This is a genomic window from Myxococcus sp. CA023 (assembly GCF_010998615.1).
GTDB lineage: Bacteria > Myxococcota > Myxococcia > Myxococcales > Myxococcaceae > Myxococcus.
In genome coordinates this window covers 178,024-204,928 of record NZ_JAAEAH010000001.1, presented here as the reverse complement: position 1 = coordinate 204,928, position 26,905 = coordinate 178,024, and the positions used below count along the sequence as shown (strand labels likewise).

The following is a 26,905-nucleotide window of genomic DNA, read 5'->3' as shown; positions in this document are numbered from 1 at the left end:
CCCCCGAGGACCCCACCACCCTGCCGCCGCCTTCGGACGACCCGGAGAGCACGCGCCCCATCTCCCTGGACCTCCCCTTCAAGGAAGCCAAGGACCGCATCATCGAAGGCTTCGAGCGCGACTACCTGCGCGCCCTCATCGACCGCTGCGAGGGCAACGTGTCCCGCGCGGCCCGCGAGGCGGGCATCGACCGCGTGTACCTGCGCAAGCTGCTGCGCAAGCACGGCTTGGACACGTCACCGGCGTAAGTGGGTGTGGGCCTCCGGGCCCCCTGCTTTCGCGGCGACATCTACAGGGTCGCGTGGCCGGATGTTTCCGGGCCGGGTCATTACGTGTCGAACGGCCCGGTATTTCAGCGGGCCCTATTCCGGGACGTGCCGACCATGACTCTTCGCTCGCGCCTACGCTCGACCCTGCTGGCCCTGCTACCCATCGCCCTGCTCCCGCTGATGGCGTGTGGCGGCAACGAGGGCAAGGTCACCCTGCTTCTGACCGACGCACCGGGAGACGACATCCGCACCGCTGTCGTCACCATCTCCGAAATCTATCTGCAGGGAGGCGACGGAAAAGGTGGCCGCGTGGTGCTGCGCGATACCCCCGTCACCGTGAGCTTGCTGGAGCTCGCCAACTCCACGTCCGAACTGGTGTCTGACGCGGTGGTCCCCAATGGCGACTACTCCGAGCTTCGCTTCGTCATCACCGGTGGCTACATCGAGGTGGCGAATGAGAACGGCGTGTCGACCGTGTTCGCGTCGTCCGCCGACTACTCCGGCCTGCCCGCGGGCACGCAGGTGGGCGGCCAACTTCACATGCCCAGCTTCGGCACGTCCGGGCTGAAGGTGAAGTTCTCCGAGAAGCTGACCATCGAAGGCGAGCAGAAGGTGCTGCTCGTGGACTTCGACGTCGGCCAGAGCTTTGGCAAGGAAGCGGGTAACTCGGGCAAGTGGGTGATGCATCCGGTCATCAAGTCCGCCGAGGTGACGGCCTCCGGCAGCATCCGCGTGACGGCGAACACGGCCGCCACGGTGACCCTGCCCGTGGTGGACGGCCACCAGGTGACGCTGGGCGACTTCAACGCGGTGATGACGAACGAGGCGGGCAGCAGTGAGCGGCTGGCGCTGACCGACGAGGACGGCGACGGCACCTACGAGGCGGTCTTCAAGTTCCTCATTCCGGGCACCTTCACGGTGCACCTCGAGCCGCCCTCCTTCGTCAGCGCCTCCACCGCGCCCGACCATCCGGTGACGGTGGAAGTGGGTTCGGGCCGCGACGTGGCGAATCACTTCACGATTACGGGTGCGACCCAGCAGTAGCGCGGGCGCGACCTGCACACGGTTACGTGGGGACTGGCGCGGGGTCGGTTCCCAGGGCGAGGCGTCGGGGCAAGTGTCCCGGCGCCTCGTTTTTTTCTGTGTCACCAAGGCACCGAGTGCGCACGCCGCCGACCTTCCGCGACGAGTCCGCGTCGAAGGCCGCTCAGTAGACGACGAGCGCCTGCGGCGCGTGGTAGCTGACGATGGTCAGCACCGGGATGCGCGGCGCTTCGTCATCCGTCTCCGCGCCGCCCGACGTGAGGCGGACACCGTCGAAGCGCGCGAGGATGACGTAGTCGCGCCGGGTCTCCAGGAACGGGTCGGCGCTCGCCAGACGGCCGAGTGCCTCGCGGCCCGTCTCGTCGGAGATGTTCTCCACGAAGCGCCGCGTGGTGTTGCGGCCGGAGCGCTCGGACGTGCTCACCGTGCCCCCGACCCGCCCCGGCCCCGTGAGCACGGACTGCCCGGCCAGGTCACCCGAGTACGTGGTGACGGAGTCGATGCGCTCGCCATAGCCCACGACCTCGTCCGTCTGGACGGAGCTGAGGGCCTGCTCCACCAACCACACCGTGGGGCGCTCACCTTCCGAGCGCTGGTCCGCGACCTGCGCGCGCAGCAGCACGTAGCGGCCCTTGTACGTGTCCGGCCGGTCCATGGCGGAGGCCAACGAGAAGATGGGGATCTGCTTCTCCTGGAGGTAGCGCAGCTCGCCCGTCACGCTGCCACCGCGCTGGGCCACCACGCGGGCAATGAGCTTCGCGCCTTCGGGACGCACGCTCAGGTCCTGCGCCCAGGCGCGGCCCAGCAGTGCGTTGAGCTGGGTGAAGGGCGTGTGCTCGATGCAGGCCTTCAGGCCATCCCACGCCTCATCCCGCGAAGCGCCCTGGATGCGCCGCGCGGCGGCTTCACACACGGCCGGGTTGGCGTACCGGGCGGCGAACGCCTTGGGGTCCGAGGTGGGGCTGGGCGCGGGCGGCTCAGGCGGAGGTTTGGCGACGAACACCTCCTCCTTCGCGTGAGGCGCGTCCTCCGACCACGTCACGTGGGAATGCGAGGCGCCGCAGCCGGCGGCGAACGTGCCCATCAGGGCCCAGGTGGACAGCTTCCAGGAAGGACGGCGCATGGGCGGAACTCCTAGAGGGAAGCGGAGCCAGGGCTGGCGGAACGGTTGCGCTGCTGGACGGTGGGCGCGGGGTGCGCTCCGGAGCGAGGCAGCGGCAGCACGACGGAGCACGCATCCGCACACCTATCACTCAGGCACGCCTGCATCTGGGGCGCGGTGGCCTGCTGGGCGACCTCGGCATAGCAGCGGTCCGCGGTGCCCGGGCAGTTGGCGCGGGCGGCGCACTCGCAGCACGGCGAGGCCACCGTGGCCATGAACTGCACCTCTTGAAGGACGTTGGCCAGCGCGCGGTAGCAGGACCGAGCGCCGGGAGCGAAGCGGCCCTTGGCGTCCACCACGAACGACGTGCCTTCCAGTCCGCACTGGTCCACGGCGGTGATGTAGCGCCGCTCGCAAAGCGCGGTGAGCGTCGCGTCCGGGCGGCCCTCGCGGATGTTGCCCACCGCCTCCGTGCACAGCGCGCGGGCCACGTCCTGGAGGAGCTTCTTGTTGGACGCGTCTTGCGAATCGCTGGGCGCGCCCGCGGACAGGTCCGCCTCGAACACGCATTCCTTCCCAGCACGAAGGGTGTCCACGGTGCAGGACCACGCGGTGGGGGACTCATCCGCGACAGGGGGCGCCGCGAGCGCTTCGGGCGGAATCGCTGGCGCGCTGGAGTCCGGCGCCGAGCCCAACAGGAAAAGGGAGACGAGGATCGCCTTCATGGACATGGCAGGTTAGGACGACGCCTCGCCGCGCACAAACCGTCCCGCCTCAACTGTTCCGTGAACAGCGGCGTGCTCCCCTTCCCTACCTTCGCCGCGCCGAACCGACGTCCACCTCCTGACGAATCGGAGACCTCGGAGTCCTGGAGCGTCCGCCCCGGGCCGCGCATGATGGCGCCGGTTTCCTTGCAAGGGGTGGATGGTGGGACGTGCGGAAGACGCGGCGTGGCGGCCGTATGAAGATGGGGGCTCCATCGGGTGGATGGGGACCCAGGGCGGCACCATCGCGCGGGATGAGGACTTCGGCGGCCTGGCGCGGCTCACCTACGAGTTGGATGACACCCGCTCCTTCCACGCCATCGCCTGCTCCGTCACCGGCTGGCTCCTGTACCACCGCTTCTTCGACAACGCGGCGGCGGCCACCGCCGCCTTCGAGGAGATGAAGCCCGCCTTGGAAGCGCTCCTCACGCAGCTTCCCGAAGGAGGGCCGACATCTCCCGCGAACACCCGCCTTGCGGGGCCCCTGCTGGCGGCCTTCACCGTCCGTCATGGATAGAGAGTCCGGAGCGAAATGACTTGGCCAGCGAGCGCCATCGGGCGTTAGTGACGGGCCCGCCATGGCCTCCCAGCGCATCCACGAAGAAGACAGTTTCGAGAACGAAACCTTCGCCGACCTGAACCTCCAGGAGACGGACCTGGGCGGGAAGGAGTTCTACCGCTGCACGTTCCTCAACTGCACCCTGCAGGAAAGCCGCTGGACGAGGACTCGGATGGAGTCCTGTGTCTTCACCGGTTGCGACCTCACGCGAGCCCGGTTCACGGAGACGTCACTGCGCGACGTGCGCTTCGAAAGCTCCAAGCTGATGGGCATCGACTGGACGGACGTGGGCACCTTCCCCGAAGTCACCTTCGACGGCTCCAACCTGCGCTACTGCACCTTCGCGGGGCTCAGCCTGCGGAAGACGGCGTTCCTGCGCTGCACGGCGCTGGAGATGAACTTCATCGACACGGACCTTTCCGAGTCGGACTTCAGCGATTCGGACATCACCGGCAGCAACTTCCGCGGCTGCACGCTCACGAAGGCGGACTTCGGAACCGCGCAGGGCGTGTTCATCGACCCCGCGCGCAACCGGGTGAAGGCCACGCGCATCCCCGTGGAGGCCGCGGTGAACTTCGTACAGACGCTCGGGCTCGTGGTGTCAGGCTACGGTGAGGGCCCGAAGGCGAAGACGGAGCGCAAGAAGGGCCGTTCCTGACTGACCGGCATTGGGGCTAGGCGTGGGGGCGCAGCATCTCCAACAACGCCCCCAGCTTCTCCAACGCGAGCCGCGCACGGGTCTTCACCGTGCCCAATGGGTCTCCGGTGCGCTCGGCAATCTCCCGCTGGGAGAGTCCTTCGAAGTAGGCAAGCTCCACCACCGCCCGCTGCTCCGGAGGAAGCTGGGCCAGCGCCGCCACCACGCGAGCACGAGCCTCCCCCTGGCCGACCGCTTCGTCCGGCGCGGCGGGCGCGGCGCTGACCGGAGGCTCCTGCTGCACGGCCCCCTCCACCACGCGGGCCGCCGTTCCCTGCGCCCGCAGCCGGTCGATGGCGCGCGTGCGCACAATCGTCGTCACCCAGGCCTCCAGGCCGCCGCGTTCTGGATTGAACTCTCGGGCGCGCCGCCAGACCTCCAGGAAGGCCTCCTGCAACACCTCTTCCGCGTCAGCGTGGGTGGGTAGCAACCGCAACGCGATGGCGAAACACCGTCCGCCGCAGCGCGCGTAGACGTCGCGCATGGCCTGCGGGCTTCCCATGGCGACTTGCCGGAGGAGGGCCTGGTCCAGCGCTGGGTCGCTTGCTCGGGGCACAGCGGAGGAAGGAGGCGCCATGTTCGTCCCGGATAGCTCAAACGGCAGGGCAGTTCCCAGCTTCAAGTATCAGCAGGCGGGCACCCGGGCGCGCTGTGCCTTCCAGGGTGGGCAGTGCCCGCCCCCATCCTTAACGTTGACGAGCCAACGCGGCTGGCGAGGAAGGCGTCCAGCATCGACAACAGCCGCGATTCGCCGCGAGGCAATCACAACCCAAGACCTATAAGGGCCGCCAGCCACCATGACTGAACGACTCGGAAGCGTATTCATCGAGGGAGTCAGCCCCGAGCTGGACGCTGGACGTCACGCCGTGAAGCGCGTCGTGGGGGAGCGGTGCACCGTCAAGGCCGATGTCTTCAAGGAAGGCCATGACGTCCTCGTCGCCGTCATCCGCTGGCGCCAGGTGACGCCAAGGTTCCAGCAGACCGACTGGGAGGAAGTGCCCATGCGCTTCCTCGGCAATGACCGGTGGGAAGGCGAATTCCCCCTCGCTCGGAACGGCCGCTACGAATACACGATTGAAGCCTGGCCAGACCTCTTCCGGACCTGGACGTCCGAGCTGAAGCGCAAGGTCGACGCGGGCCGCGACGTGCGCAGCGAGCTGCTGGAAGGCGCCGCCCTGTTGGAAGGCGCCGCTGCCCGAGCCCGCACGGCGAAGCAGATGGACGACGCTCGGGTGCTGACCGAAGCGGCTGTCCGGCTGCGACAAGCCCCCTCCCCTGACCTCCTCGCCGTGGCCCTGGCACCCGAGCTGGCCGACGTGGCCTCGGTCCATCCGGACCGTTCACTGGCCCGCCGCTACGACAAGGTGTTGGAGGTCTTCGCGGACCGGGAGAAGGCCCGCTTCAGCGCGTGGTACGAGTTCTTCCCGCGTTCGGCGAAGCGCGACGGCGTCACCCACGCCACCTTCCGGGACGCGGAAGGCTGGCTGCCGTACATCCAGCAGCTCGGCTTCGACACCGTCTACCTCCCGCCCATCCACCCCATTGGCCGCACGGCGCGCAAGGGCAAGAACAACAGCCTCACCGCGGCGGCCGACGACGTGGGCAGCCCCTGGGCCATTGGCGCCTCGGAAGGCGGCCACAAGGCCGTGCACCCGAAGCTGGGGACGTTGGAGGACTTCCGGCACTTCGTGGAGACGGCGCAGGCACACGGCATCGAGGTGGCGCTGGACCTGGCCTTCCAGTGCTCGCCGGACCACCCGTACGTGAAGGAGCATCCGGAGTGGTTCCAGCACCGGCCGGACGGCACCATCAAGACGGCGGAGAACCCGCCCAAGCGCTACGAGGACATCGTCAACTTCGACTGGATGGGCCCCGCCCGTGAGTCGCTCTGGGCGGAGCTGGAATCCGTCGTCCTCCACTGGGTGAAGCAAGGGGTGAACACGTTCCGCGTGGACAACCCACACACCAAGCCCACGCAATTCTGGGCCTGGCTCATCCGACGCGTGCAGGAAGCCCATCCGCAGGTCCTCTTCCTGTCCGAGGCATTCACCCGTCCCAAGGTGATGAAGGCCCTGGGCAAGGTGGGCTTCACCCAATCGTACACCTACTTCACCTGGCGCAACTTCAAGGGCGAGCTCCAGGAGTACCTGGAGGAAATCACCCAGCCGCCGGTGTCCGACTACTTCCGCGGCAACCTCTGGCCCAATACGCCGGACATCCTCCCGGAGTTCCTCCAGAACGCGGGGCCCGGTGCCTTCCGACTGCGCGCGGCGCTCGCCGGCACGCTCTCTTCCGTGTGGGGCATGTACTGCGGCTACGAGCTGTGCGAGGGCCGCCCCATCCCGGGCAAGGAGGAGTACACCGATTCGGAGAAGTACCAGTTGGTCGCGTGGGACCTGGACCGGCCGGGCAACATCCGGGATTGGATTGCGCGCCTCAACGCCGCGCGCCGCACGCACCCCGCGCTGCATCAGTACGGGACGCTGCGCTTCTTCTCGTCGAACAACGACCGCGTCCTCTTCTACGGCAAGCGCACGCCAGACGGCGGCAGCGTGGTGTTGATGGCGGTGAGCCTGGACCCGTATGCCGCCCAGGAGGCGCTGCTGCACGTGCCACTGGAGTGGCTGGGCGCGCGCCCCGACGAGACGTACCAGGTGCACGAGTTGATGTCGGACCAGCGCTCGCTATGGCAGGGTCCCGACGTGCAGGTGCGCCTGACGCCCGATCAGCCCGCGGCCCTCTGGGCCGTTCACCGGTTCCGCCGCACTGAGAACGCGTTCGACTACTACGAGTGACAACCCGAGAGGCGTATGGACCTGGATCCCCTCTGGTACAAGAAAGCCCTTATCTACGAGCTGCACCTTCGTGCCTTCCATGACTCCAACGGCGACGGCCACGGGGACATCCCCGGTCTGATTGAAAAGCTTCCGTACCTCCAGGACCTGGGCATCAACTGCCTCTGGTTGCTGCCCCACTACCCTTCGCCGCTCCGCGACGACGGCTACGACATCGCGGACTTCTACGGCGTCCACCCGGACTACGGCACGCTCGCGGACTTCCAGCGGCTGGTGGATGAAGCGCACAAGCGTGACATCCGCGTCATCACCGAGCTGGTGGTGAACCACACCAGTGACCAGCACCCCTGGTTCCAGGAAGCGCGCAGCGACCCCAACAGCCCCAAGCGCAACTGGTACGTCTGGAGCGACACCGACGAACAGTACAAGGGCGCGCGCATCATCTTCCTGGACACGGAGCGCTCCAACTGGACGTGGGACCCGGTGGCCAAGCAGTACTTCTGGCACCGCTTCTTCAGCCACCAGCCGGACCTCAACTACGACAACCCCGAAGTGCAGGAAGCCATGCTGGACGTCATGCGCTTCTGGCTCAACATGGGCGTGGACGGGTTCCGTTGCGACGCCGTGCCCTACCTCTTCGAGCGCGAAGGCACCAACTGCGAGAACCTTCCGGAGACGCACGCCTTCCTCAAGCGCCTGCGGAAGACCATCGACTCCGAATACAAGGGGAAGATGCTTCTGGCGGAGGCGAACCAATGGCCCGCCGACGTGCGCGTGTACTTCGGCGACGGCGATGAGTTCCACATGGGCTTCCACTTCCCGGTGATGCCCCGCCTCTTCATGGCGGTGCGCCGCGAGGACCGCACGCCCATCGTCGAAATCATGCAGCAGACGCCGGACATCCCGGACAACTGCCAGTGGGCCATCTTCCTGCGCAACCATGACGAGCTGACGCTCGAGATGGTGACGGACGAGGACCGGGACTACATGTACCGGGAATACGCCACCGACCCGCGCATGCGCATCAATCTGGGCATCCGCCGCCGGCTGGCGCCACTGATGGACAACGGCCGCCGGCGCATCGAGCTGATGCACAGCCTGCTCTTCACCCTGCCCGGCACACCCGTCCTCTATTACGGCGACGAGATTGGCATGGGCGACAACATCTACCTCGGCGACCGCAACGGCGTGCGCACGCCCATGCAATGGACGGGAGACCGCAACGCGGGCTTCAGCCGCGCGGATTACGCACGCCTGTATGCGCCCGTCATCGCCGACCCGGTGTACGGTTATCAGTCCATCAACGTGGAAGCGCAGGAGCGGGTGAAGTCCAGCCTCCTGCACTGGGTGAAGCGGATGATTCGCATCCGCCAGCGCTACCCCGTCTTCTCGTTGGGGAACCTGCGCTTCCTCCAGACGGACAATCGCAAGGTGCTGGCCTTCATCCGTGAATGGGAGGGCCAGACGGTTCTGGTGGTGTGCAACCTGTCACGCTTCGCCCAGCCCGCGGTGCTCGACATGTGTGAGTGGGAGGGCGCTGTGCCGGTGGAACTGATTGGAGAAACCCCCTTCCCGCGGGTGAGTGAGCTGCCGTATCAGCTCTCCATGGGCCCCTTCATGTTCCTGTGGTTCCGGCTGGACAGGTCCCAGCAGGTGAGGAGCCTCGAATGACGACCCTCGACTTGACCAAGCTCCCTGACTACCTCAAGCACCAGCGCTGGTTCAGCGGCAAGGCCTGGCCCATCAAGCACGTCACGGTGATGGACCACGCCACCGTCGAATCGGCCGGTTGCTCCTTCAGCCTCGCCGTGGTGGAGGTCATCTACGAACTGGGCAGTCCGGAGCGCTACCTGTTGCCTGTGCATCCCTCCACGGAAGGCGTGCGGGACGCGCTGGAGAGCGACGAATGCCTGCGCGGCCTCTTCGACCTCATCCGAACCGAAGGCCAGGTGGCGTCCGCGTCCGGCCGCGTGCAAGGCGAATGGATTGGCAGTCAGGACGGCTTGCTCGCGCTCCCCGCGTCACCGGAGGTGCGGCGGCTGCAGGTGGAGCAGAGCAACACCTCGGTGGTGCTGGGTGAGAAGGTCATCCTGAAGATCATCCGCAAGCTGGAGGCCGGCGTGAACCCGGAGCATGAGGTGGGCCGATTCCTCGCGACCAAGACGTCGTTCCGCGCCACGCCCACGTTGGTGGGCGCGCTGCATCTGGAAGGGGCGGCGGGCGCGACGCTCGCGGTGGCCCACCGCTTCGTGCCGGACGCGACGGACGGCTGGAAGTACACGCTGGACCGGCTGCGCCAGGAGCGCGCCGTGGGTGAGCGCTTCCAGTCGGAGATGCGCAATCTGGGCTCGCGTCTGGGCGATCTCCACCTGGCGTTCGCCTCGGCGACCGACGAAGACCCGGCCTTCACGCCGGAGCCGCTGCTGCAAGAGGACCTCCAGCGCTGGAGCGCCTCCATCGTCGGGGAGCTGGGCGTGACGCTGGCGGACGCCAGCCGGCAGTATCCGGAACTGGAGAACCGGCGCGAGGACCTCATCGAGTACGCGAAGCGCCTGGCGCAGGTGCCGCCCTCCGGCCAGAAGATTCGCATCCACGGCGACCTCCACCTGGGTCAGGTGCTGCGCGCCAACAACCAGTGGATCATCTTCGACTTCGAAGGCGAGCCCGCGCGCTCCTTCACCACCCGCCGGGAGAAGTACAGCGCGCTGCGCGACGTGGCGGGGATGATCCGCTCGTTCGACTACGCGGAGGCGACGGTTGCGCTGGAGGGCGGCACGCCCCACGAGCGCATGAACACCATCCGCGACGCCTTCGTGGAAGGTTATCGGCAGGTGACGCGCGGCGCGCCCTTCCTGCCCACGGATGAGGACACCTTCGACGTGATGCTGCGTGCGTTCGAGCTGGAGAAACTCCTCTACGAAGTCCGATACGAAATGCAGAACCGGCCCGACTGGGTGCGCATCCCCGTCCAGGCCCTCTTGCGTATGGAGGCATCCAAGTGAGGAAGCCAGCCGACAAGGCCCAGGTCGACGCGGAGCTTCAGCGCGTCGTGGAGCTGAGGCATCCGGAGCCACACTCTGTCCTGGGCATCCACCCGGATGGGGATGGCGTGGTGATTCGCGCATTCCGCCCGGACGCCGTGGCCATCCACGTGCTGCCAGAATCCGGCGGTCGCGTCGCGATGACGCACCGGCTGGGCGGCGTCTATGAGGCCCGCATCAACGGCAAGGACCAGACGTTCAACTACTTGCTGGAAGTGGAGTACCCCGGCAAGCGCGTCTTCACGATTCGCGACCCGTACAGCTTCCTCCCCACCCTGGGGGAGATGGACCTGTATTACGCCGGTGAAGGCCGCCACGAGCGCCTCTGGGAGCGCATGGGCGCGCACCTGCTGCACCACAACGGCGTGCGCGGCACCTCGTTCGCGGTGTGGGCCCCCACGGCGGCGGGCGTGTCCGTGGTCGGTGACTTCAACGGATGGGACGGTCGGCTGCACTCCATGCGCCGCATGGGCTCCTCCGGCATCTGGGAGCTCTTCGTCCCCGAGGTGGGCGAAGGCACCCGGTACAAGTTCGAGATTCGCCCCGGCCAGGGCGGGCCCAACGTCCTCAAGGCGGACCCGTTCGCCTTCCGTACCGAGGTCCCCCCCGCCACGGCCTCCGTGGTGCACGACCTGGCGCGCTACACCTGGGGCGACGCGGCGTGGCTGGAGCAACGCGCGCAGCGGCGGGACGTCCATCACCAGCCGTGGAGCGTGTACGAGGTCCACCTGGGCAGTTGGCGCCGGGTGGTGGAGGACGGCGACCGGCCCATGACGTACCGGGAGCTGGCCCCGGCGCTGGCCGAGTACATCAAGTTCACCGGCTTCACCCACATCGAGCTGCTCCCCGTGGCCGAGCACCCCTACGGTGGCTCCTGGGGCTACCAGGTTGGTGGCTACTACGCTCCCACGGCGCGCTTCGGCCACCCGGATGACCTGCGCTTCTTCATCGACCACATGCACCAGGAAGGCATCGGGGTGCTTGTGGACTGGGTGCCCGGACACTTCCCGCGCGACCTGCACGCCCTGGGACAGTTCGACGGCACGGCCCTGTATGAGCATGCTGACCCGCGCAAGGGCGCGCAGCCGGACTGGGGCACGCTGGTCTTCAACTTCGGCCGCAACGAGGTGCGCAACTTCCTCATCGCCAACGCGTTGTTCTGGATCGAGGAGTACCACATCGACGGACTGCGCGTGGACGCGGTGGCGTCGATGCTCTACCTCGACTACAGCCGCAAGCAGGGCGAGTGGATTCCCAACCGCTGGGGCGGCCGGGAGAACGAAGAGGCCATCCATTTCCTGCGCGAGCTGAACGAAACGGTCCACCGCAAGCATCCGGGCGTCGTCGTCATCGCCGAGGAGTCCACGGCCTGGCCCAAGGTGTCCGCGCCAGTGTCCGAAGGCGGCCTGGGGTTCGACTACAAGTGGAACATGGGGTGGATGCACGACACGCTGTCGTACTTCTCCAAGGACCCCATCTACCGGCAGTACCACCACAACCAGCTCACCTTCGGCCTGCTGTACGCGTTCAGCGAGCAGTTCATGCTGCCGCTGAGCCATGACGAGGTGGTGCATGGCAAGGGCAGCCTGTACGGGCGCATGCCGGGTGACCCGTGGCAGAAGCGCGCCAACCTGCGCGCCCTGTTCGCGTGGATGTGGGCGCACCCGGGCAAGAAGCTCGTCTTCATGGGCGGCGAGTTCGGCCAGCCGGCCGAGTGGAACCACGACAAGAGCCTGGACTGGCACCTGACGCACGACCCGGGGCACCACGGCATCCTTCAGCTGGTTTCGGACCTGAACCGCATCTACCGGGACATGCCCGCGCTTCACGACGCGGACGGCGAGCCCATGGGCTTCCAGTGGCTCCAGCCGGACTCGGCCGCGTACAACGTGTTCGCGTTCGTGCGGCGCGCGCGTCAGCCAGGACGGCATGTGGTGTGTATCGCCAACCTGTCGCCAACGGTGCGGGAGAACTACCGCGTGGGCTTCCCGTTCCAGGGCCGCTACGTGGAGTTGCTCAACACGGACGCCGAGCAGTACGGCGGCTCCAACCTGGGCAACATGGGCCAGATTCACACCGAGCCCACGGGCTGGGATGGCCAGCCGGCTTCGGCCACCCTCACCCTGCCCCCGCTGTCCGTGTTGTGGTTCACGCCGGGCTGAGTCAATCCCTCGACACAGGGGCGTTCACGACAGCATCACCGTGGACTCCCCTGCTCGCTCCTCGTAGAGCCGTGGTGGTCCACGGCACCCATTGCGTGCTGCAATGCAAAACAACAGCAAAGACAATCATCAATCACAAACAAACCCATACACGCAACCCATCAAAGGGCATTGAAACCACTGAACATCCAACCAGTAAATAAGAACCAGCCAGGCACTGAACGGGCAGGCCCGTGGGATTCGACGCACGGGGTGCCAAAAACCACTGAACATCCAGGCAGTCCGAAAACGGCGATCAGCCATGCAGAACCGCTGAACGGACAATCATGTAGGCATTGACACTTCGAACGGTGCTCGAATCACTGAACATCCAACCAGCCCCAAGCCGCGATCAGGCCAATACGCGGCACTGAACGCGCTGTCATGTAGGCATGGCTCGACAAACCACCGCACGCCCCACTGAACATCCAGACAGGCAATCTGTCCCGATCAGCTACGTTGAGCCCCCTGTCCTGATGTTCATGTAGGAACGAAGCCCTCAGGGCGTCCTGAAACACCTGATGGTTCGTTCATGTAGGCACTGCCCCGCTAAGCTCCGATACATCGCTCGCACACCAAGCGAGCAGGCCGTGCCGCTTGCTCCCTCCTCCATCCGACCCCAGCCTACTTCTGGGCGAACGACTCACCAGGAGGACGGGGATGACGAAGAAGAAGATCATCGAGGGGTACGGGGGGACCAGTGAGCAGCGTCAGCGCCACCTCCAGAACGACAACTTCTCGGAGCGGGCGCCTCGAACGCCGGACGAGACGGAGGCGGTGCGCAGCACGCCCGACAAGGACGGGCGCGAGATCACCATCCATCCACTGGACTCCGAGGACTCGGACGACCTGTGGCACGGCAAGCCGTGAACCAAGCCCAGGGGCTGGGCCTCAACGCATGAACAGGAAGTAGAGCACCGCGCTCAGGGCGATGGATACCAGGATGCTGCCGACACAGCCGAGCCGGTTCGAGAAGAAGAAGAACATACGCACCGCCCAAGCTGGGCACTCCCAGCGCGGAGGGAAGGCACCACGCTGGATCTTGTCCGAGGGCTTACGGAACGCCCTCGTGGGCTACTCGCCGCGCTTCAGCCGCTCCACGTAGGCCGCTGGCAGGCCCGCGGCCTGGGCACCTCGCACGAGCGCGTCCACGAAACGGGTGCTGACCGGGCCGTCCGCCGACGCACGCCGCGGGTTCGTGACGAACGCCGTGGCCTCCAGTTCCTGCCCATCCACGCGCACGCGCACCGGCCGCTCCACGCACATGCTCGTCACGAAGCCTTCCTTGTGCTGGATGATGGGCCAGTCCTGCCCGCGAATCTCGAACAGGCGGCCGTACACCTTCTGGCCCACGGAATCCGTCAGCCCCGCGACGCGCCCACCCCACCAGCGCGACGGGAAGTCATAGACCAGATCCACATCCACGGCCTCGGCCAGCCGCCCCTCGGGCAGCTCGAAGAAGTCGTAGCTGTGCTGGGACCGCCACTCCTCGAACGCGGCGCGGTCCAGGATGGTCGAGTACGCGAAGTACAGGCGCGTGGCCGACGGGTCCGCGCCCGCACGCGCCTTCATCACCTGATCATAGTGCGAATCCATGTCCGCCCCTTTGACTGAGACTACTTCGAGCCCCGGCGCGCCCCGGTGGCCTCGTCCCGGAAGACGGACAGCACACCGGACACATCCAGCCGAGACGTCTTGATGAACAGCCGCAGCGCGCGCTCCACGTGCTCGGCCAGCGTGGCCATCTTCTCCAGTCGCTGAAGCCGGTCCGGGGGCAGCCCCGACTGGGTCTCCGCCAGCCGCCGGGCCTCCGCCAGGTCGGCGCGGATGCGCGCGACGAAGCCCGCCTCGCGCTCCTCGATGACGTGCGTCACCATCCGGACCAGGTCGTTCTCCGCGCCGTAACGCCAGACGGTGTCCTGGGGCAGGCGCACGCGCTGGATGACGCCCCAGCGCTCCAAGTCGCGCAGCAGCATGGAGACCCCGCCCTTGGACAGGTCCAGCTCGCGCTCGATTTCTCCCGCCGTCAGGGGCTCGCCGCGCAGGTACAGCAGGGCCCAGACCCGACCCTGGTTGCGCTTGAACCCCCAGAACTCAATGACATTGCCCACCGCGTCCACTGCGATGGCTTCCCAGGGCGCCAGCCTGCCATCCGCTGGCGGCGCCTCCGAGGCAGAGCTACCGGGTCCCCCCGTCCACAGGTAGCCTTTCATGCAGCGCGCCCCTGGACTTGTTCGGCGATGCCGGCCGACAGCCTCCGCGCCCAGCTCACCAGCTCCGCGCCCGCAGGCTCCTTGGCGAAGTGGCCCAGCTTGTCGAGCGCCGCCTCGATTTCGACGTTCATCCGCGCCATGGAGGCATCCACAGCGCCCGTGGCCTCAATGGCCGCGCCAATCTCCTTCGTGCGATCTGGCGTGATCGCCGAGAACGCCCACGCGTCCTTCAGCTTGCGCCGCAGCGACTCATCCTTGGCCACCGCCAGGAGGATGGGCATGGACGGCGTGCGCGAGTGCACGTCCGCGTAACGCGGCTTGCCCACGTCCGTGCCGAGGATGTCGCGAATGTCGTCGGCAATCTGGAACGCCACGCCCAGGTGACGCCCGAAGCCGTCGAAACGTTCCACCGCCTCGGGGTGCTCCGCCAGCGTCGCCGCCGCGTTGCCACACCAGCCGAACAGCGAGCCCGTCTTGCCCTCGGCGATGAAGCGCAGCCGGTTGAGCGGCAGGTCCAGGTCGCCGCGAGCCTCCACCTCGGCGATGGCGGCGCGGGTCATCTCGGAGACGACCGACAGCGCGCTGCGCGTCAGCCGCGCGTCCAGCAGGGACAGCTGGTACAGGCCCGTGGACAGGATGAGGTCGCCGCTCATCACCGCGACGATGTTGCCCCAGCGCGCGTTCACCGTGGGCCGACCCCGGCGGAACATACCCGCGTCCACCACGTCGTCGTGCAGCAGGCTGGCGGAATGGATGAGCTCCGCGGCCACGGCCACGTCCACCAGCCGCTCCGCCGGAACACCCACCGCGCCGCCGAACAGCCGCGCCAGCATGGGGCGCGCGCGCTTGCTGCCGCTGCCCAGGCACAGGTGGCGGGCCGCCTCCATCAGCGTGTCGCCCTTCACGTCCGGACCGGCATCGCCATCCACCAGGGTGCTGCCAAGCCGCTGCTCCACCGCCCCCAGAAAATCCGTCAGCTCCCGAGCCAGATCCATAGTGCGCCGTCTCCTCGTCCGTTCATATAGTTCAAGACCGCTTGAACTGCACCTGATTCCAGCGCTGCCCAGCAGGCAGGCGCGAACGGGTGCCGGAGCATGTGGGACAGCCGCGCCGCTCCCGCCCGGAGAGCGGCCGAGCACCCTGGGGCCCACCGGGGGTGGATTGAGAGGGCCCAGCGGAGCGTGCGACAGAGAGCGGACCTGTGACCCGCGCAGCCTCCCGTCGACAGTTCCTCCGCAGCTTCAGCTTCGCCTCCCTTGCTTCCGCGGTTCCGCTGTTCCGACCCGGCGCGTCCCTTCCCGGCTCGACGGCGCCGCTCCTGGGCGCACCGCCCGCGGACGGCCCCGGACCGATGGTCCGCCCCCACCAGGGACGGTTGCGCCGAACGCTGGGCGTCTCCGTGGTGGAGGGCATGTTCTCGGAGGTCTTCACCGCGTGCGCGGGCGCGACGGTGCTCACCGCCTGGGCCATCGCGCTGAAGCTGGGACCCTTCCTCGTCGGCGTGATGACGGCCCTGCCCTTCTTCGCGCAGTTCGTGCAGTTCCCCGCGGCCTGGCTGACGGGCCTTTTCGGCCACCGGCGCGTGGCCCTCACCGCCGTGTGTCTGTCCCGCGTGGTGATGTTCCCCCTGGCGGTGCTGCCCTGGCTGGATCTGCCCTTCGAATCCCAGCAGCGCCTGCTGCTGACGGTGGCCGGCGTCTCCGCCGCGTTGAGCGTGGTGGGCAACAACGCCTGGGTGGCGTGGATGGGGGAGCTGGTGCCCCGCGCCGTCCGGGGCCGCTTCTTCGGACGCCGCACCGCGCTCACCACGCTGGCGGGCACGCTGGCCTCCCTGGGCGCGGGCCTCCTGATGGACCGGCTGCGCCCCGCGGGCGGCGTGGGCGTGGCCCTGCCGCTGCTCGCGTTGGGGGCGTGCGTCATGGGCATCGTCACCACCCTGCTCATGGCCTCGCAGCACGACCCGGCGCCCCCGGGCACCACCCCGCCCCTGGAACTCAAGGGCGCGCTGGTCCCTTTCAAGGATGACAACGCGCGCCGGGTGCTCACCTACCAGGTGGCTTGGAACGCGGCGGTGGGGGTGTCCGCGCCCTTCTTCGCGCTGCACAGCCTCCAGAACCTCAAGATGACCTTCGTCATCATGGCGCTGCATGCCGCGGCGGTGGCGGGCGTGCGCATCCTGGCGGCGCCACTCTGGGGCCGCGCGATTGACCGCTGCGGCGCCCAGCCCGTGTTGATGGCGTGCTCACTGGGCATCGCCGCCATCCCCGCCCTGTGGCTGGTGCCCTCCGCGGGGGCGCTGTGGCCCCTGCTCTTCGACGTCCTCCTCGCCGGGGCGCTGTGGAGCGGCCACGGCCTGGCCATCTTCGAGCTGCCCCTGACGGTCGCGCCCCGGAAGAACCGCCCCTTCTACCTGGCCGCCTTCGCCACCGCCGGCGGCCTGGCCTATACCGCCGCGGCCGCGCTGGGAGGCGCCATCGCCGCCGCCCTGCCCACCCAGTTCACCCTGGGCGGCCACGTCTGGGTGAACCTGCACGTGCTCTTCGTGCTGTCCTCGGTGGCCCGCCTGGGCGCGGCCCTGTTGACGGCGCGCATCCCCGAGCCCGGCGCCCACCCCGTGCGCTCCGTGAGCGCGCTGCTGTCGCGCCTGATCCCGCGGCCAATTCCTGCTCACCGCGCCGCGTTGGATGATTGACATTCAAAAGACGTAACAGCGTCATTGCTTGTCATACTGCGGGACTGTGCAAATTCGTCGCACGAAACCGCAGAATTCCAGATTAGCTGGTGATTTGCTATTTTCACTCAAAGTGTGATTTCTGCCATGCCAGCACCGCAGCTCCTAGAGGAGCGCGGTCAACCCGCAGTGCAGGAGCACGACATGTCCTCAGGTCCTTACCGAAGGCGCCTTTTTCATGCGGTGTTTCTCGTGGGAACCCTCTCGGGTTCCGCTGCAATGGCAGTTCATTCGGAGGCAGGCGTTCGTAATTACGATGCGCGTGATGCCTACAACGCGCAGGCCCGGTTTGGCATCTCGTCTGCCCAGACGTCCAGCCAGGCCGCGCTGCGGCAGGCCGTGCCGGAACTGATGGTGGAGTTCGACGAGTCCAACGGCCTGGTGCGCTCGCTCACCAATCCGGTGGGTGCGCTCTCCGGTCCGCGCAGCGGGGACCCGATGGCCATTGGCCTGGACTTCGTCCAGAAGCACCGGGACGCGCTCGGGCTGGGGCTCAACGACCTGGCGAACCTCGAGGTGACGGACCGCGTCTATTCGAAGGTGAGCGGCACCACCAACCTGTACCTGCGCCAGACGTACCGGGGCCTGCCTGTCTACAACGGCCAGCTTCAGATCAACGTGGACCGCGACGGCCGCGTGCTCAGCGTGCACAGCGACTTCCTCCCGGCCCTGGAGTCCTCGCTCGCCGGCACCACGCCGCGCCTGAGCGCCGCGGATGCGGTGGTGGGCGTGGCGAAGCACCTGGGCGTCCGCATCTCCGCGGCGCCGCAGTCCCTGAAGGCCGAGCCCGGCGCGCGTCAGCGCACGCGCGTGGCGGTGGAAGGCCTGTCCACCGAGCCCATCGACGCGGAGCTGGCGGTGCTGCCGGTCCGCCGTGGTGAGGCACGGCTGGTGTGGCGCTTCCAGGTCCACACCCTGGACAACGACCATGCCTACGACGTCACGGTGGACGCGTCCACGGGCGAGGTCTGGACCCGCTTCGACTGGGTGGCGGCCGATGATGCCTACCGCGTCTATCCCATGCCGGTGGAGAGCCCCAACCACACCACGCCGCTGCCGCCCGCGGACGGGCGCGTGCTGGTCTCCAACCCCGCCAACGCCACGGCGTCGCCCTACGGCTGGCACGATACGAACGGCGCGGCCGGCGCGGAGTACACCACCCTCCGCGGCAACAACGTCCACGCCTACGAGGACACCAACAACGATGGCCTGCCGCCCGCCGTGCAGCCCGACTGCACCTCGCTCATCCACTGCGACTTCCCCATCACCCTCACGGGCGCGCCGTCCACGTACATCCCCGCGGCCGTCACCAATCTGTTCTACTGGAACAACATCATCCACGACGTCCAGTACCAGTACGGCTTCGATGAGGCGTCCGGTAACTTCCAGGTCAACAACTACGGCCGGGGCGGCGCCGGCAACGACGACGTCCGCGCGGAGGCGCAGGACGGCGGCGGCATGAACAACGCCAACTTCATGACCCCGCCGGACGGCCAGCGGCCGCGCATGCAGATGTACCGCTGGAACACGGTGACGCCGAACAAGGACGGAGACCTGGACGCCGGAATCATCGTCCACGAGTACGGCCACGGCATCTCCAACCGCCTCGTGGGCGGCCCCAGCAACGTGTCCTGCTTGTCGAACCGCCAGCAGCCGGGCGAGGGCATCAGCGACTTCCTGTCGCTCTTCTACACCGCGAAGGCGACGGACACCGGCGCGCAGGGCCGCGGCGTGGGCACCTACGCCCTGAACCAGCCCACCACGGGCGCGGGCATCCGTCCCCAGCGCTACAGCACCAGCAGCACCGTCAACACCTGGACCTACGCCAGCATCAACGGCATGGCGGTTCCGCACGGCGTGGGTGCCGTGTTCGCCCAGGGCATGTGGGAGGCCTACTGGGCCCTGGTCAACCACCACGGCTTCAGCGCCAACCTGTACGACGCCACGGGCACCGCGGGCAACCAGCGCATGATGCTGTACTTCACCCAGGGCCTGAAGAACACGCCGTGCAGCCCCACCTTCACCCAGGTGCGTGACGGCATCATCACCGCGGCCACCACCCTGCACGGTGGCGAGGACGTCTGCCGCCTGTGGACGGCCTTCGCCGCGTTCGGCCTGGGCTCCAACGCCGTGTCCAGTGGCTCCGGCGGCACGACGCCCACCAACGGCTTCGCGGTGCCCGCCGCCTGCGCTTCCTTCAGCGCGACGGCAGCCAAGCTCTAATCGTTGAACACCACCGGGCCGGAGCTCCCTCGAGGGCTCCGGCCTGGCCCCAGGCGCGCATGGCAGGCGCCGCGTCTTGAGGTATCACCCTCAGGATGCGCACGCCTACCGCCTTGAGCCTGATCCTGCTCGGCATGTCGCCACTGACCTGGGCATGCAAGAGCGAGCCCCCACCGGCCTATGTCCGGCTCCAGGGAACCGCGCCCACCGTCGCGGACGTGCCGCCCTCCCGCGCCTTGCTCATCGTGTTCTGGGCGTCGTGGTGTCCGCCCTGCCGGCAGGAGACACCCCAGCTCGTCGCCCTGGCCCAAGCGCCCCCCGAGGACCTCCAGGTCGTTGTCTTCAGCCATGACGAGACGCCCCAGGCGGTGGAGTCCTTCTTCAAGGGGCCTCCACCCGCGCCGCTCCACCTGCGCCTCGACGTGGACAAACGAGCCGGTGACGCGTTCGGCGTGGACCTGCTTCCCGTCAGCGTCCTCCTGGTCGACGGCCGCCAGGTCGCCCGCTTCTCGGGCCCGCGGGAATGGGATGCCGGCGCGATGCGCCGTCTGCTGGAGCGCCTGATACGCGAGCCCCCACCCTCAGCGCCTCCCCCGCTGGATTGACACCACCAAGCCCCATTTAATAAGCCGGACCCGGATGCAGTCCCTTCTGCGATTTCTCGCCGTGCTCCTCGTCCTGATGACGGGCGGCGTCTTCCATACGCTGGCCCTGGCGTCGGACGTACACGACGAATGCGCGGAAGAGGCATCCGACGAGTGCGAGGACTGCTCGCCCAACTGCGTGCTGTGCGTGTGCTGCCCACTGAGAGCCGCCCCCGCTCCCGCGTCGCCCCACGCGCGTCTCATCCCGCCGCCCCGGCCGCTGCCCATCCCCTCGCGCGTGGATGAGCCCACGCTCTCCGGCGTGGGGACCGACATCTTCCAGCCGCCCAGAGCCTGACACCGCCCTTCACGGGAGACGTGTGTCTTGCGAGCGCCGTGGCCGGACGTGCGCGCACGTCCTCCCGCTCCGCCCAAGCCCTGTCCGACCTTCCCGCGCACCTTCGCGCGGGCCACCACCGCCGTGGGCATCCGCCCCGGCAGGAGCGCCTCATCATGCACTCGCTGCGTACGCTGTCCGTCGTCCTGTCCCTGTTCGCCGCCCCCGTCCTGGCCGACGAGAGCAAGCCCGCCCAGCAGCCCCAGACGGCCGGGTCCGAGAAGCCGCGCTGCGAGCACGGCGTCCAGAAGAGCCTCTGTGCCCGCTGCAACCCGAAGCTGGCTCCCGTCTTCAAGGCCAAGGGTGACTGGTGCCCCGAGCACGCGCGGCCCGAATCCCAGTGCGTCCTCTGCAACCCGGAACTCTCCAAGAAGGGCGTGAAGTAGATGCGTGCCTCCCGAGTCGGCCCCAGCGTCCTGGCGGTGCTGCTGGCACTGAGCGCCGCCAGTTGCAGCCAACAAGCGAGTCCCCCTGCGGCGAAGGCGCCTTCACCGGCTCCAGCCGCCTCGGGAGGCACGACCACCCCGTCCGAGCCCGCGCTCTGTGAGCACCGCGTCCCCGCGGAGCTGTGCACCCGGTGCACCCCCGACCTCATCGACGTCTTCAAGGACCAGGACGACTGGTGCGGTGAGCACGGCGTCCCCGAATCCCAGTGCTTCCAATGCAACCCGGGCCTCACCTTCACCGCGCGGGACACCGCCCCCAAGGATTGGTGCAAGGAGCACGCGGTCCCCGAGTCCCACTGCACCAAATGCAACCCGTCACTGGTCGCGAAGTTCATCGAGGCCGGTGACTACTGCCGGGAGCACGGCTTCCCGGAGTCCGTCTGCCCGTACTGCCACCCGGAGTTGGTGAAGGCCGCGGGCGCCCAGCCCCCCACCTTCCCCGAGCCGGGCACACGCGTCCGCCTCGCGTCCGCCGAGACGGCCCGCGAGGCCGGCATCCAGACACGTCGCGCGGAGAAGCGCCCCTTTGCCCGGACCCTGGACGTCGTCGGGCAGCTCGACTTCAACCAGAACCGGCTGGCGCAACTGTCCGCCCGCAGCGAGGCGCTGATAACGGACGTCCGCGTGGACGTCGGCGACGAGGTGAAGGCGGGCCAGCCACTGGTGTTGATCACCTCGGGGGCCGTGGGCGCGGACCAGGGACGGCTGTCGGCGGCACAGACGCGGCTGACGGTGGCGCGCTCGGCGCTCGAGCGCGAGCAGCGGCTGGCCACGAGCGGAATCAGCGCACGAAAAGACGTGGAGACCGCCCAGGCGGAGGTCGCGGCGGCCGAGGCCGAGCGCAATGCCGCCCGCGCAGCGCTCTCCGCCGCGGGAGCCAATGGCCAGGGCCCGCAGGGGACCTATGCCCTGTCGGCGCCCTTCGCGGGGACGGTGGTGGCGCGAGACGCCGTCGCCGGACGCCATGCATCCGCTGGACAGCCGCTCATCCAGGTGGCGGACCTGAGCACCATGTGGGCCCTGCTGGAGATTCCGGAGGCGGACGCGGCCCAGGTTCGCGCGGGACAGCGCGTCACCCTCACCTTCGAAAGCATGCCCGGACAGACGCGTGACGCCACGCTCACCCGCGTGGGCGCGTCGGTGGACCGGGTCTCCCGCACGGTGCGCGCCCGGGTCGAACTGCCCAACCCCGACGGCGCCCTCAAGGCCGGGCTCTTCCTCAGGGCCCGGGTGCAGGTCGCCCCGGAACATGAGGCGGTGCTGGTTCCCCACGTGGCCATCCAGCGCGCGGAAGGCCAGACGTTGGTCTTCGTGCGCAAGCAGCCGGGGCTCTACGAGCCCGTCGCGGTGGAACTGGGCGCCAGCACGCGCGAGGAGGTGGAAATCGTCAAGGGCCTCGCTGCGGGGGTGGAGGTCGTCACCACCGGCGCCTTCCTCCTCAAGACGGAGATTCTCAAGGACTCCATCGGCGCGGGCTGCTGCGAGACGGCGGGAGGCGAGTAGCCGCCATGCTCACCCGGCTCATCGAATGGTCGTTGTCCCACCGCTGGGCCGTCCTCCTGGGAACGGGGGCCCTCGTCATTTCGGGTCTGCTCGCCTTCCGGGCGCTGCCCATCGACGCCATCCCGGACACGACGCCCACGCAAGTGCAGGTCAACACCGTCGCACCGGCGCTCACGCCCAACGAAGTGGAGCGCCAGCTCACCGTCCCCGTGGAGCAGGCGCTCGCGGGCCTGCCTCGCGTCAGCGAGCTGCGCTCCATCTCCAAGTTCGGCCTCTCCCAGGTCACCCTCCAGTTCGAAGACGGAACCGACCTGTGGTTCGCGCGGCAGCAGGTGTCCGAACGGCTGAGCCGAGTGCAGCTACCAGCGGGCATCGCGCCCCCGACGCTCGGGCCCGTCGCCACCGGCCTGGGCGAAGTCTTCCACTATCTCGTCAAGAGCCGGACGAAGAGCCTCGAGGCGCTGCGCACCCTGCACGACTGGGTCATCGCGCCCCAGCTGCGCAGCGTGCCGGGCGTGGCGGAGGTGAATGCCTGGGGCGGCGAGGAGAAGCAGTGGCACGTCATCGTCGACCCCCGCCGCCTGCAGCAGTTCAACCTGTCCCTCGGAGACATCTACCGGGCGCTGGAGGAGAACAACGCCAACGTCGGGGGCGGCGTGCTCGAGCGGGGCGGCACGGCGACGCTCGTGCTCGGGGTGGGAGTGCTCGCGGACGGCAACGCCATCGAGGACGTGGTCATCGCGGCGCACCACGGCGTCCCCGTGCGAATCCGGGACGTGGCGCGCGTCGAGGTGGGCCATGAAATCCGGCGCGGCGCCACCACCGCGGATGGCGAAGGCGAGGCCGTGCTGGGCCTGGGCTTCATGCTGGTAGGCGAGAACTCCCACACGGTGACGAAGGCGCTCGCCCAGCGGCTGGAGGACATCCAGCGGACGCTGCCGGAGGACGTGCGCGTGGAGCCCGTCTATGAGCGCACCGAGTTGGTGGACCACGTGCTGCGCACCGTCCGGACCAACCTGCTGGAAGGCGCGTTGCTCGTCATCGCGGTGCTCTTCATCTTCCTGGGCAACTGGCGCGCCGGCCTCATCGTGGCGGCGGCCATTCCGCTGTCGCTCCTGTTCGCCTTCAACGCGATGCTGCGCTTCGGCATCGCCGGCACGCTCATGTCGCTGGGCGCCATCGACTTCGGGCTCGTCGTCGACTCCTCCGTCATCATGGTGGAGAACGCGGAGCGGCGACTCTCCGAGGCCCGGGACGGACGCTCCCTGCTGGAGGTGGTGCGGGATGCCGCCGTCGAGGTCCGCAAGCCCACGCTCTTCGGCGAGCTCATCATCATGGTGGTCTACCTGCCCATCCTCGCCCTCGAAGGCGTGGAGGGGAAGTTGTTCCGCCCCATGGCGCTCACGGTCATCTTCGCGCTCCTGGGCAGTGCGCTGCTCTCCATGACGCTGATGCCGGTACTGGCCTCCTTCGCGCTGAAGCGAGGCGGCGGCCCGCACCGTGAGCCACGGCTCATGCGCTGGCTCCAGCGAATCTACAGGCCCGTCCTCGAATGGGCGCTGGCCCATGCGCGTGTCACCCTGACCGCCGCCGTGCTCCTCATCGTGGGAGCCACCCTCGCCGCCACGCGCCTCGGCAGCGAGTTCGTCCCCCGCCTGTCCGAAGGCACGCTCGTCATCAACACCGTGCGCCTGGCGGAGGTCTCCCTCTCCGAATCCATCCGCTATGGCAGCCAGATAGAGCGGGTGCTGCTGTCCCGGTTCCCAGACGAGGTGCGACGCGTCTGGACCCGGACCGGCACCGCGGAGGTGGCCACGGACCCCATGGGCGTCGAGCTGTCCGACGTCTTCATCACCCTCAAGCCCCGGGCGCAGTGGAAGCGGGCCACCACGCAGGAGGAGCTGGTGAACGAGATGAAGGCCGAACTGGCGGACCTCCCAGGCATGCGCATGGCCTTCCTCCAGCCTATTGAAATGCGCGTCAACGAGATGATCGCGGGCGTGCGAAGCGACGTCGGCATCAAGCTCTTCGGGGATGACCTCGACGTGCTCAAGGCCAAGGCCCGCGAGTTGGAGACCCTGGTGAAGGCCATTCCCGGTGCCGCCGACGTCACCGTGGAGCAGGTGACGGGCCAGCCCGTGCTGGAAGTCACGGTGGACCGGGCCTCGGTGGCCCGTTACGGGATTCCTGCCCGCTCCGTCCTCGACGTCGTGGAAGCAGTGGGCACGCGCATCGTCGGCGAGGTGCGCGAAGGCGAGCGGCGCTTCGACCTGGCCGTGCGCCTCTCCGAGGAGTACCGCGAGGAGCCCACGCGGCTCGCCACCATCCCCGTGGCAGCGCCCGGCGGCGAGCGCGTTCCCCTGGGACGGCTGACGACCATGAAGGAGACGTCCGGCCCCACCACCATTCAGCGCGAGTGGGGCAAGCGGCGGCTGGTGGTCCAGGCCAACGTGCGAGAACGCGACCTCGGCGGCTTCGTCGCGGAGGTCCGCCGCACACTCGACGAGAAGCTGGAGCTGCCCGCGGGCTACTACGTCCGCTACGGCGGTCAGTTCGAACACCTCGAACGCGCACAGACGCGCCTGCTCATCGTGGTGCCGGTCGCGCTGGCACTCATCTTCCTGCTGCTCTACCTCACCTATCAGCGCGCCCTGGACGCCGTGCGCATCTTCGCGGGCGTCCCCTTCGCGCTCGTGGGCGGCGTGCTCGCGCTTCTGCTGCGGGGCCTGCCCTTCTCCATCTCCGCCGCCGTGGGCTTCATCGCCCTGTCCGGCGTATCGGTCCTGGGGGACATGGTGCTCGTCTCACGGGTCCGCGCCTTGCTGGAGCAAGGCCAGGCCCTGGGCGAAGCCATCCGCCAGGCGGCCGTGTCCCGGCTGCGGCCCGTGCTGATGACCGCCGCGGTGGCCGCCATCGGCTTCGTGCCCATGGCGCTCAACACCGGCGTCGGCGCGGAGGTCCAGCGCCCCCTGGCCACGGTCGTCATTGGAGGCGTCCTGTCGTCCACCCTGCTCACCCTCGTGGTGCTCCCAGTCCTCTACTCGGTCTTCGGCGCCGGGAAGGACACGCCCATGACGAGGACTCCGTGATGCGCGTCCTGCCCCTCCTGCTCCTCTTCGTTTCGGCGCCGGCCCTCTCCGCCCGCCCCTTGACGATGGAGCAATCCGTCACGCTCGCGCTCGAACACAGTCCTCGCCTCATCGAAGGCCGCGCCGAAGCCGCGGCCGCGCGGGCGCAGTGGGAGGGCGCGGACCTCCCGCTTCAAAGCAATCCGCAGCTCCAGGCCTCCGTGGGTCCGCGACTGCGCGATGAGGCAGACACGCTTGAACTCAACGTGGGCATCAGCCAGCAGCTCGAAATCTTCGGACAGCGACGCGCGCGCAAGGACGCCGCGCGCGCCGCCATGGAGGCCGGCCGGTTCCGCCTGGAATCCCTCCAGGTGGAGCTGGCCGCGGACGTGCGTCAGGCCTTCGGCCGGGCGCTGGCGGCCGAACAATCGCTGCGGCTGAGCGACGACGCGCTGGGGCTCGCGGAGGAAGGGCGCAAGGTCGCGAAGGAGCGGCTCGAGGCAGGCGCCGCTTCCCACATCGAGATGAACATCGCGACGGTGGAGCGAGGCCGGGCCCAGCAGGAGAAGGTCCGCGCCACCCGGCTGCGGCTCCAGGCCCTGGCGGAGCTGAAGCTCCTGCTGGGCATGGACCCCAACGAGGACATCACCCTGGATCACGCGCTCCGGACAGAGGTGACGCCCCAGCCCGCGCTCTCGGTGCTCGTCGAGCGAGCCTCCAGTCAGCGCCAGGATGTGAAAGCCGCCCGGGCCGAATGGGAAGCCGCCCGGGCCGAGCTCCGGTTCGCCAGCCGCGACGCCCTGCCACGCCCCAGCGTGGGCCTGGCCTACGGCCGGGAGGAGAACGACACCATCATCCAAGGGACGCTCAACATCGACCTGCCCGTCTTCAACCGAAACCAGGCCGAGCGAGGCGCGAGCGTCGCGAGGGAACGAAGGGCCCAGCAGCGGCTCGCCGCCACCGAACGCTTCGTCCGCGCCGAGGTCGAACTCGCGCTCAGTCGGTACCAGTCCGCCCAGGCGGCCGCGGAGCTGTTCGACGCCGAGGTGCTCGCCGCGCTCCAGGAGAACCTGAACCTCGTCACCGAGGCCTACCGTGCCGGCAAGGTGGACTCGCTGCAACTGCTCATCATCCGGCGCGAGGCCCTGGATGGGCGCCGTGGCTACATCGAAGCACTCGAAGAGCTGAACGCCGCCCACGCCCAGTTCTTGAAAGTCATGGGGACCCTGCGCTGAACGCTTCGAGGCTGCGGGCCATGGCCTGTTTTC

General features: G+C 68.4%; 23 protein-coding genes. 17 read left to right on the top strand and 6 right to left on the bottom strand.

The window, feature by feature from the left end:
• Together F8M74_RS00425 and F8M74_RS00420 are read left to right on the top strand one after the other, a co-directional pair.
• Window positions 1-248 (top strand): helix-turn-helix domain-containing protein (locus tag F8M74_RS00425; RefSeq protein WP_301340232.1); only part of this gene is annotated, 248 nt, incomplete at its 5' end.
• 135 nt (window positions 249-383) lie between these two features.
• The gene (locus tag F8M74_RS00420; RefSeq protein ID WP_216619933.1) at window positions 384-1,313 is read left to right on the top strand and encodes a DUF4382 domain-containing protein; all 930 of its coding nucleotides are present in this window, start codon (window positions 384-386) and stop codon (window positions 1,311-1,313) included.
• Window positions 1,314-1,476: 163 nt separating this feature from the next.
• On the opposite strand, the gene F8M74_RS00415 is transcribed toward F8M74_RS00420, so the two are convergent.
• Together F8M74_RS00415 and F8M74_RS00410 are read right to left on the bottom strand one after the other, a co-directional pair.
• A complete protein-coding gene (locus F8M74_RS00415; RefSeq protein ID WP_141258024.1) occupies window positions 1,477-2,436 on the bottom strand; it encodes a hypothetical protein in 960 nt (319 codons plus the stop codon).
• Window positions 2,437-2,447: 11 nt separating this feature from the next.
• Window positions 2,448-3,146: a hypothetical protein gene (locus F8M74_RS00410; RefSeq protein WP_141258023.1), complete on the bottom strand. Its 699-nt coding sequence runs from the start codon at window positions 3,144-3,146 to the stop codon at window positions 2,448-2,450.
• A 193-nt stretch (window positions 3,147-3,339) separates the two neighbouring features.
• Here F8M74_RS00410 and F8M74_RS00405 point away from each other — a divergent pair, with 193 nt between their 5' ends.
• Together F8M74_RS00405 and F8M74_RS00400 are read left to right on the top strand one after the other, a co-directional pair.
• The gene (locus F8M74_RS00405; RefSeq protein WP_141258022.1) at window positions 3,340-3,696 is read left to right on the top strand and encodes a hypothetical protein; all 357 of its coding nucleotides are present in this window, start codon (window positions 3,340-3,342) and stop codon (window positions 3,694-3,696) included.
• Between the two features lie 61 nt (window positions 3,697-3,757).
• Window positions 3,758-4,396, top strand: a complete 639-nt coding sequence (locus F8M74_RS00400) for a pentapeptide repeat-containing protein (protein ID WP_141258021.1) — start codon at window positions 3,758-3,760, stop codon at window positions 4,394-4,396.
• Window positions 4,397-4,412: 16 nt separating this feature from the next.
• On the opposite strand, the gene F8M74_RS00395 is transcribed toward F8M74_RS00400, so the two are convergent.
• Window positions 4,413-5,012: a sigma-70 family RNA polymerase sigma factor gene (locus F8M74_RS00395; RefSeq protein ID WP_141258020.1), complete on the bottom strand. Its 600-nt coding sequence runs from the start codon at window positions 5,010-5,012 to the stop codon at window positions 4,413-4,415.
• 220 nt (window positions 5,013-5,232) lie between these two features.
• Here F8M74_RS00395 and F8M74_RS00390 point away from each other — a divergent pair, with 220 nt between their 5' ends.
• The 5 genes from F8M74_RS00390 to F8M74_RS00370 all read left to right on the top strand — a co-directional run bounded on the left by F8M74_RS00390 (window position 5,233) and on the right by F8M74_RS00370 (window position 13,342).
• Window positions 5,233-7,230, top strand: coding sequence for an alpha-1,4-glucan--maltose-1-phosphate maltosyltransferase (locus tag F8M74_RS00390; RefSeq protein WP_141258019.1), 1,998 nt, complete (start codon window positions 5,233-5,235; stop codon window positions 7,228-7,230).
• 15 nt (window positions 7,231-7,245) lie between these two features.
• Window positions 7,246-8,901 (top strand): maltose alpha-D-glucosyltransferase, encoded by a 1,656-nt coding sequence (gene treS, locus F8M74_RS00385; protein ID WP_141258018.1) that lies wholly within the window; start codon window positions 7,246-7,248, stop codon window positions 8,899-8,901.
• Complete coding sequence (locus tag F8M74_RS00380; RefSeq protein ID WP_141258017.1) at window positions 8,898-10,232, top strand: phosphotransferase; 1,335 nt, start codon at window positions 8,898-8,900, stop codon at window positions 10,230-10,232. Before treS ends, F8M74_RS00380 begins: the two co-directional genes overlap by 4 nt.
• Entirely contained in the window at window positions 10,229-12,433 is a 2,205-nt protein-coding gene (gene glgB / locus F8M74_RS00375; RefSeq protein ID WP_141258016.1) for a 1,4-alpha-glucan branching protein GlgB, read from the top strand. The genes F8M74_RS00380 and glgB overlap by 4 nt, the downstream gene beginning before the upstream one ends.
• 699 nt (window positions 12,434-13,132) lie before the next feature.
• Window positions 13,133-13,342 (top strand): hypothetical protein, encoded by a 210-nt coding sequence (locus F8M74_RS00370; RefSeq protein ID WP_141258015.1) that lies wholly within the window; start codon window positions 13,133-13,135, stop codon window positions 13,340-13,342.
• Window positions 13,343-13,546: 204 nt separating this feature from the next.
• Here the strand turns inward: F8M74_RS00370 and F8M74_RS00365 are convergent, their stop codons facing one another.
• The 3 genes from F8M74_RS00365 to F8M74_RS00355 are packed head-to-tail and all read right to left on the bottom strand — an operon-like array spanning window position 13,547 to window position 15,680.
• Window positions 13,547-14,068: a gamma-glutamylcyclotransferase gene (locus tag F8M74_RS00365; protein ID WP_141258014.1), complete on the bottom strand. Its 522-nt coding sequence runs from the start codon at window positions 14,066-14,068 to the stop codon at window positions 13,547-13,549.
• A 20-nt stretch (window positions 14,069-14,088) separates the two neighbouring features.
• Window positions 14,089-14,685 (bottom strand): GbsR/MarR family transcriptional regulator, encoded by a 597-nt coding sequence (locus tag F8M74_RS00360; RefSeq protein WP_141258013.1) that lies wholly within the window; start codon window positions 14,683-14,685, stop codon window positions 14,089-14,091.
• Complete coding sequence (locus tag F8M74_RS00355; RefSeq protein WP_141258012.1) at window positions 14,682-15,680, bottom strand: polyprenyl synthetase family protein; 999 nt, start codon at window positions 15,678-15,680, stop codon at window positions 14,682-14,684. Before F8M74_RS00355 ends, F8M74_RS00360 begins: the two co-directional genes overlap by 4 nt.
• 206 nt (window positions 15,681-15,886) lie before the next feature.
• On the opposite strand from F8M74_RS00355, the gene F8M74_RS00350 reads away from it, so the two are divergent.
• From F8M74_RS00350 to F8M74_RS00315, 8 genes are all read left to right on the top strand, one after another.
• Window positions 15,887-17,377, top strand: coding sequence for an MFS transporter (locus tag F8M74_RS00350; RefSeq protein ID WP_141258011.1), 1,491 nt, complete (start codon window positions 15,887-15,889; stop codon window positions 17,375-17,377).
• A gap of 258 nt (window positions 17,378-17,635) precedes the next feature.
• The gene (locus F8M74_RS00345; RefSeq protein WP_228560777.1) at window positions 17,636-19,639 is read left to right on the top strand and encodes a M36 family metallopeptidase; all 2,004 of its coding nucleotides are present in this window, start codon (window positions 17,636-17,638) and stop codon (window positions 19,637-19,639) included.
• Between the two features lie 95 nt (window positions 19,640-19,734).
• Window positions 19,735-20,244 (top strand): TlpA disulfide reductase family protein, encoded by a 510-nt coding sequence (locus F8M74_RS00340; protein ID WP_141258010.1) that lies wholly within the window; start codon window positions 19,735-19,737, stop codon window positions 20,242-20,244.
• A 34-nt stretch (window positions 20,245-20,278) separates the two neighbouring features.
• Entirely contained in the window at window positions 20,279-20,581 is a 303-nt protein-coding gene (locus F8M74_RS00335; protein WP_141279668.1) for a hypothetical protein, read from the top strand.
• Between the two features lie 155 nt (window positions 20,582-20,736).
• Complete coding sequence (locus tag F8M74_RS00330; protein ID WP_020478144.1) at window positions 20,737-21,006, top strand: hypothetical protein; 270 nt, start codon at window positions 20,737-20,739, stop codon at window positions 21,004-21,006.
• A complete protein-coding gene (locus F8M74_RS00325; RefSeq protein WP_141252591.1) occupies window positions 21,007-22,569 on the top strand; it encodes an efflux RND transporter periplasmic adaptor subunit in 1,563 nt (520 codons plus the stop codon). It abuts the gene before it with no gap.
• A gap of 5 nt (window positions 22,570-22,574) precedes the next feature.
• The gene (locus F8M74_RS00320; RefSeq protein WP_141252592.1) at window positions 22,575-25,658 is read left to right on the top strand and encodes an efflux RND transporter permease subunit; all 3,084 of its coding nucleotides are present in this window, start codon (window positions 22,575-22,577) and stop codon (window positions 25,656-25,658) included.
• Entirely contained in the window at window positions 25,658-26,872 is a 1,215-nt protein-coding gene (locus tag F8M74_RS00315; protein ID WP_141252593.1) for a TolC family protein, read from the top strand. The genes F8M74_RS00320 and F8M74_RS00315 overlap by 1 nt, the downstream gene beginning before the upstream one ends.
• Window positions 26,873-26,905 lie beyond the last annotated feature (33 nt).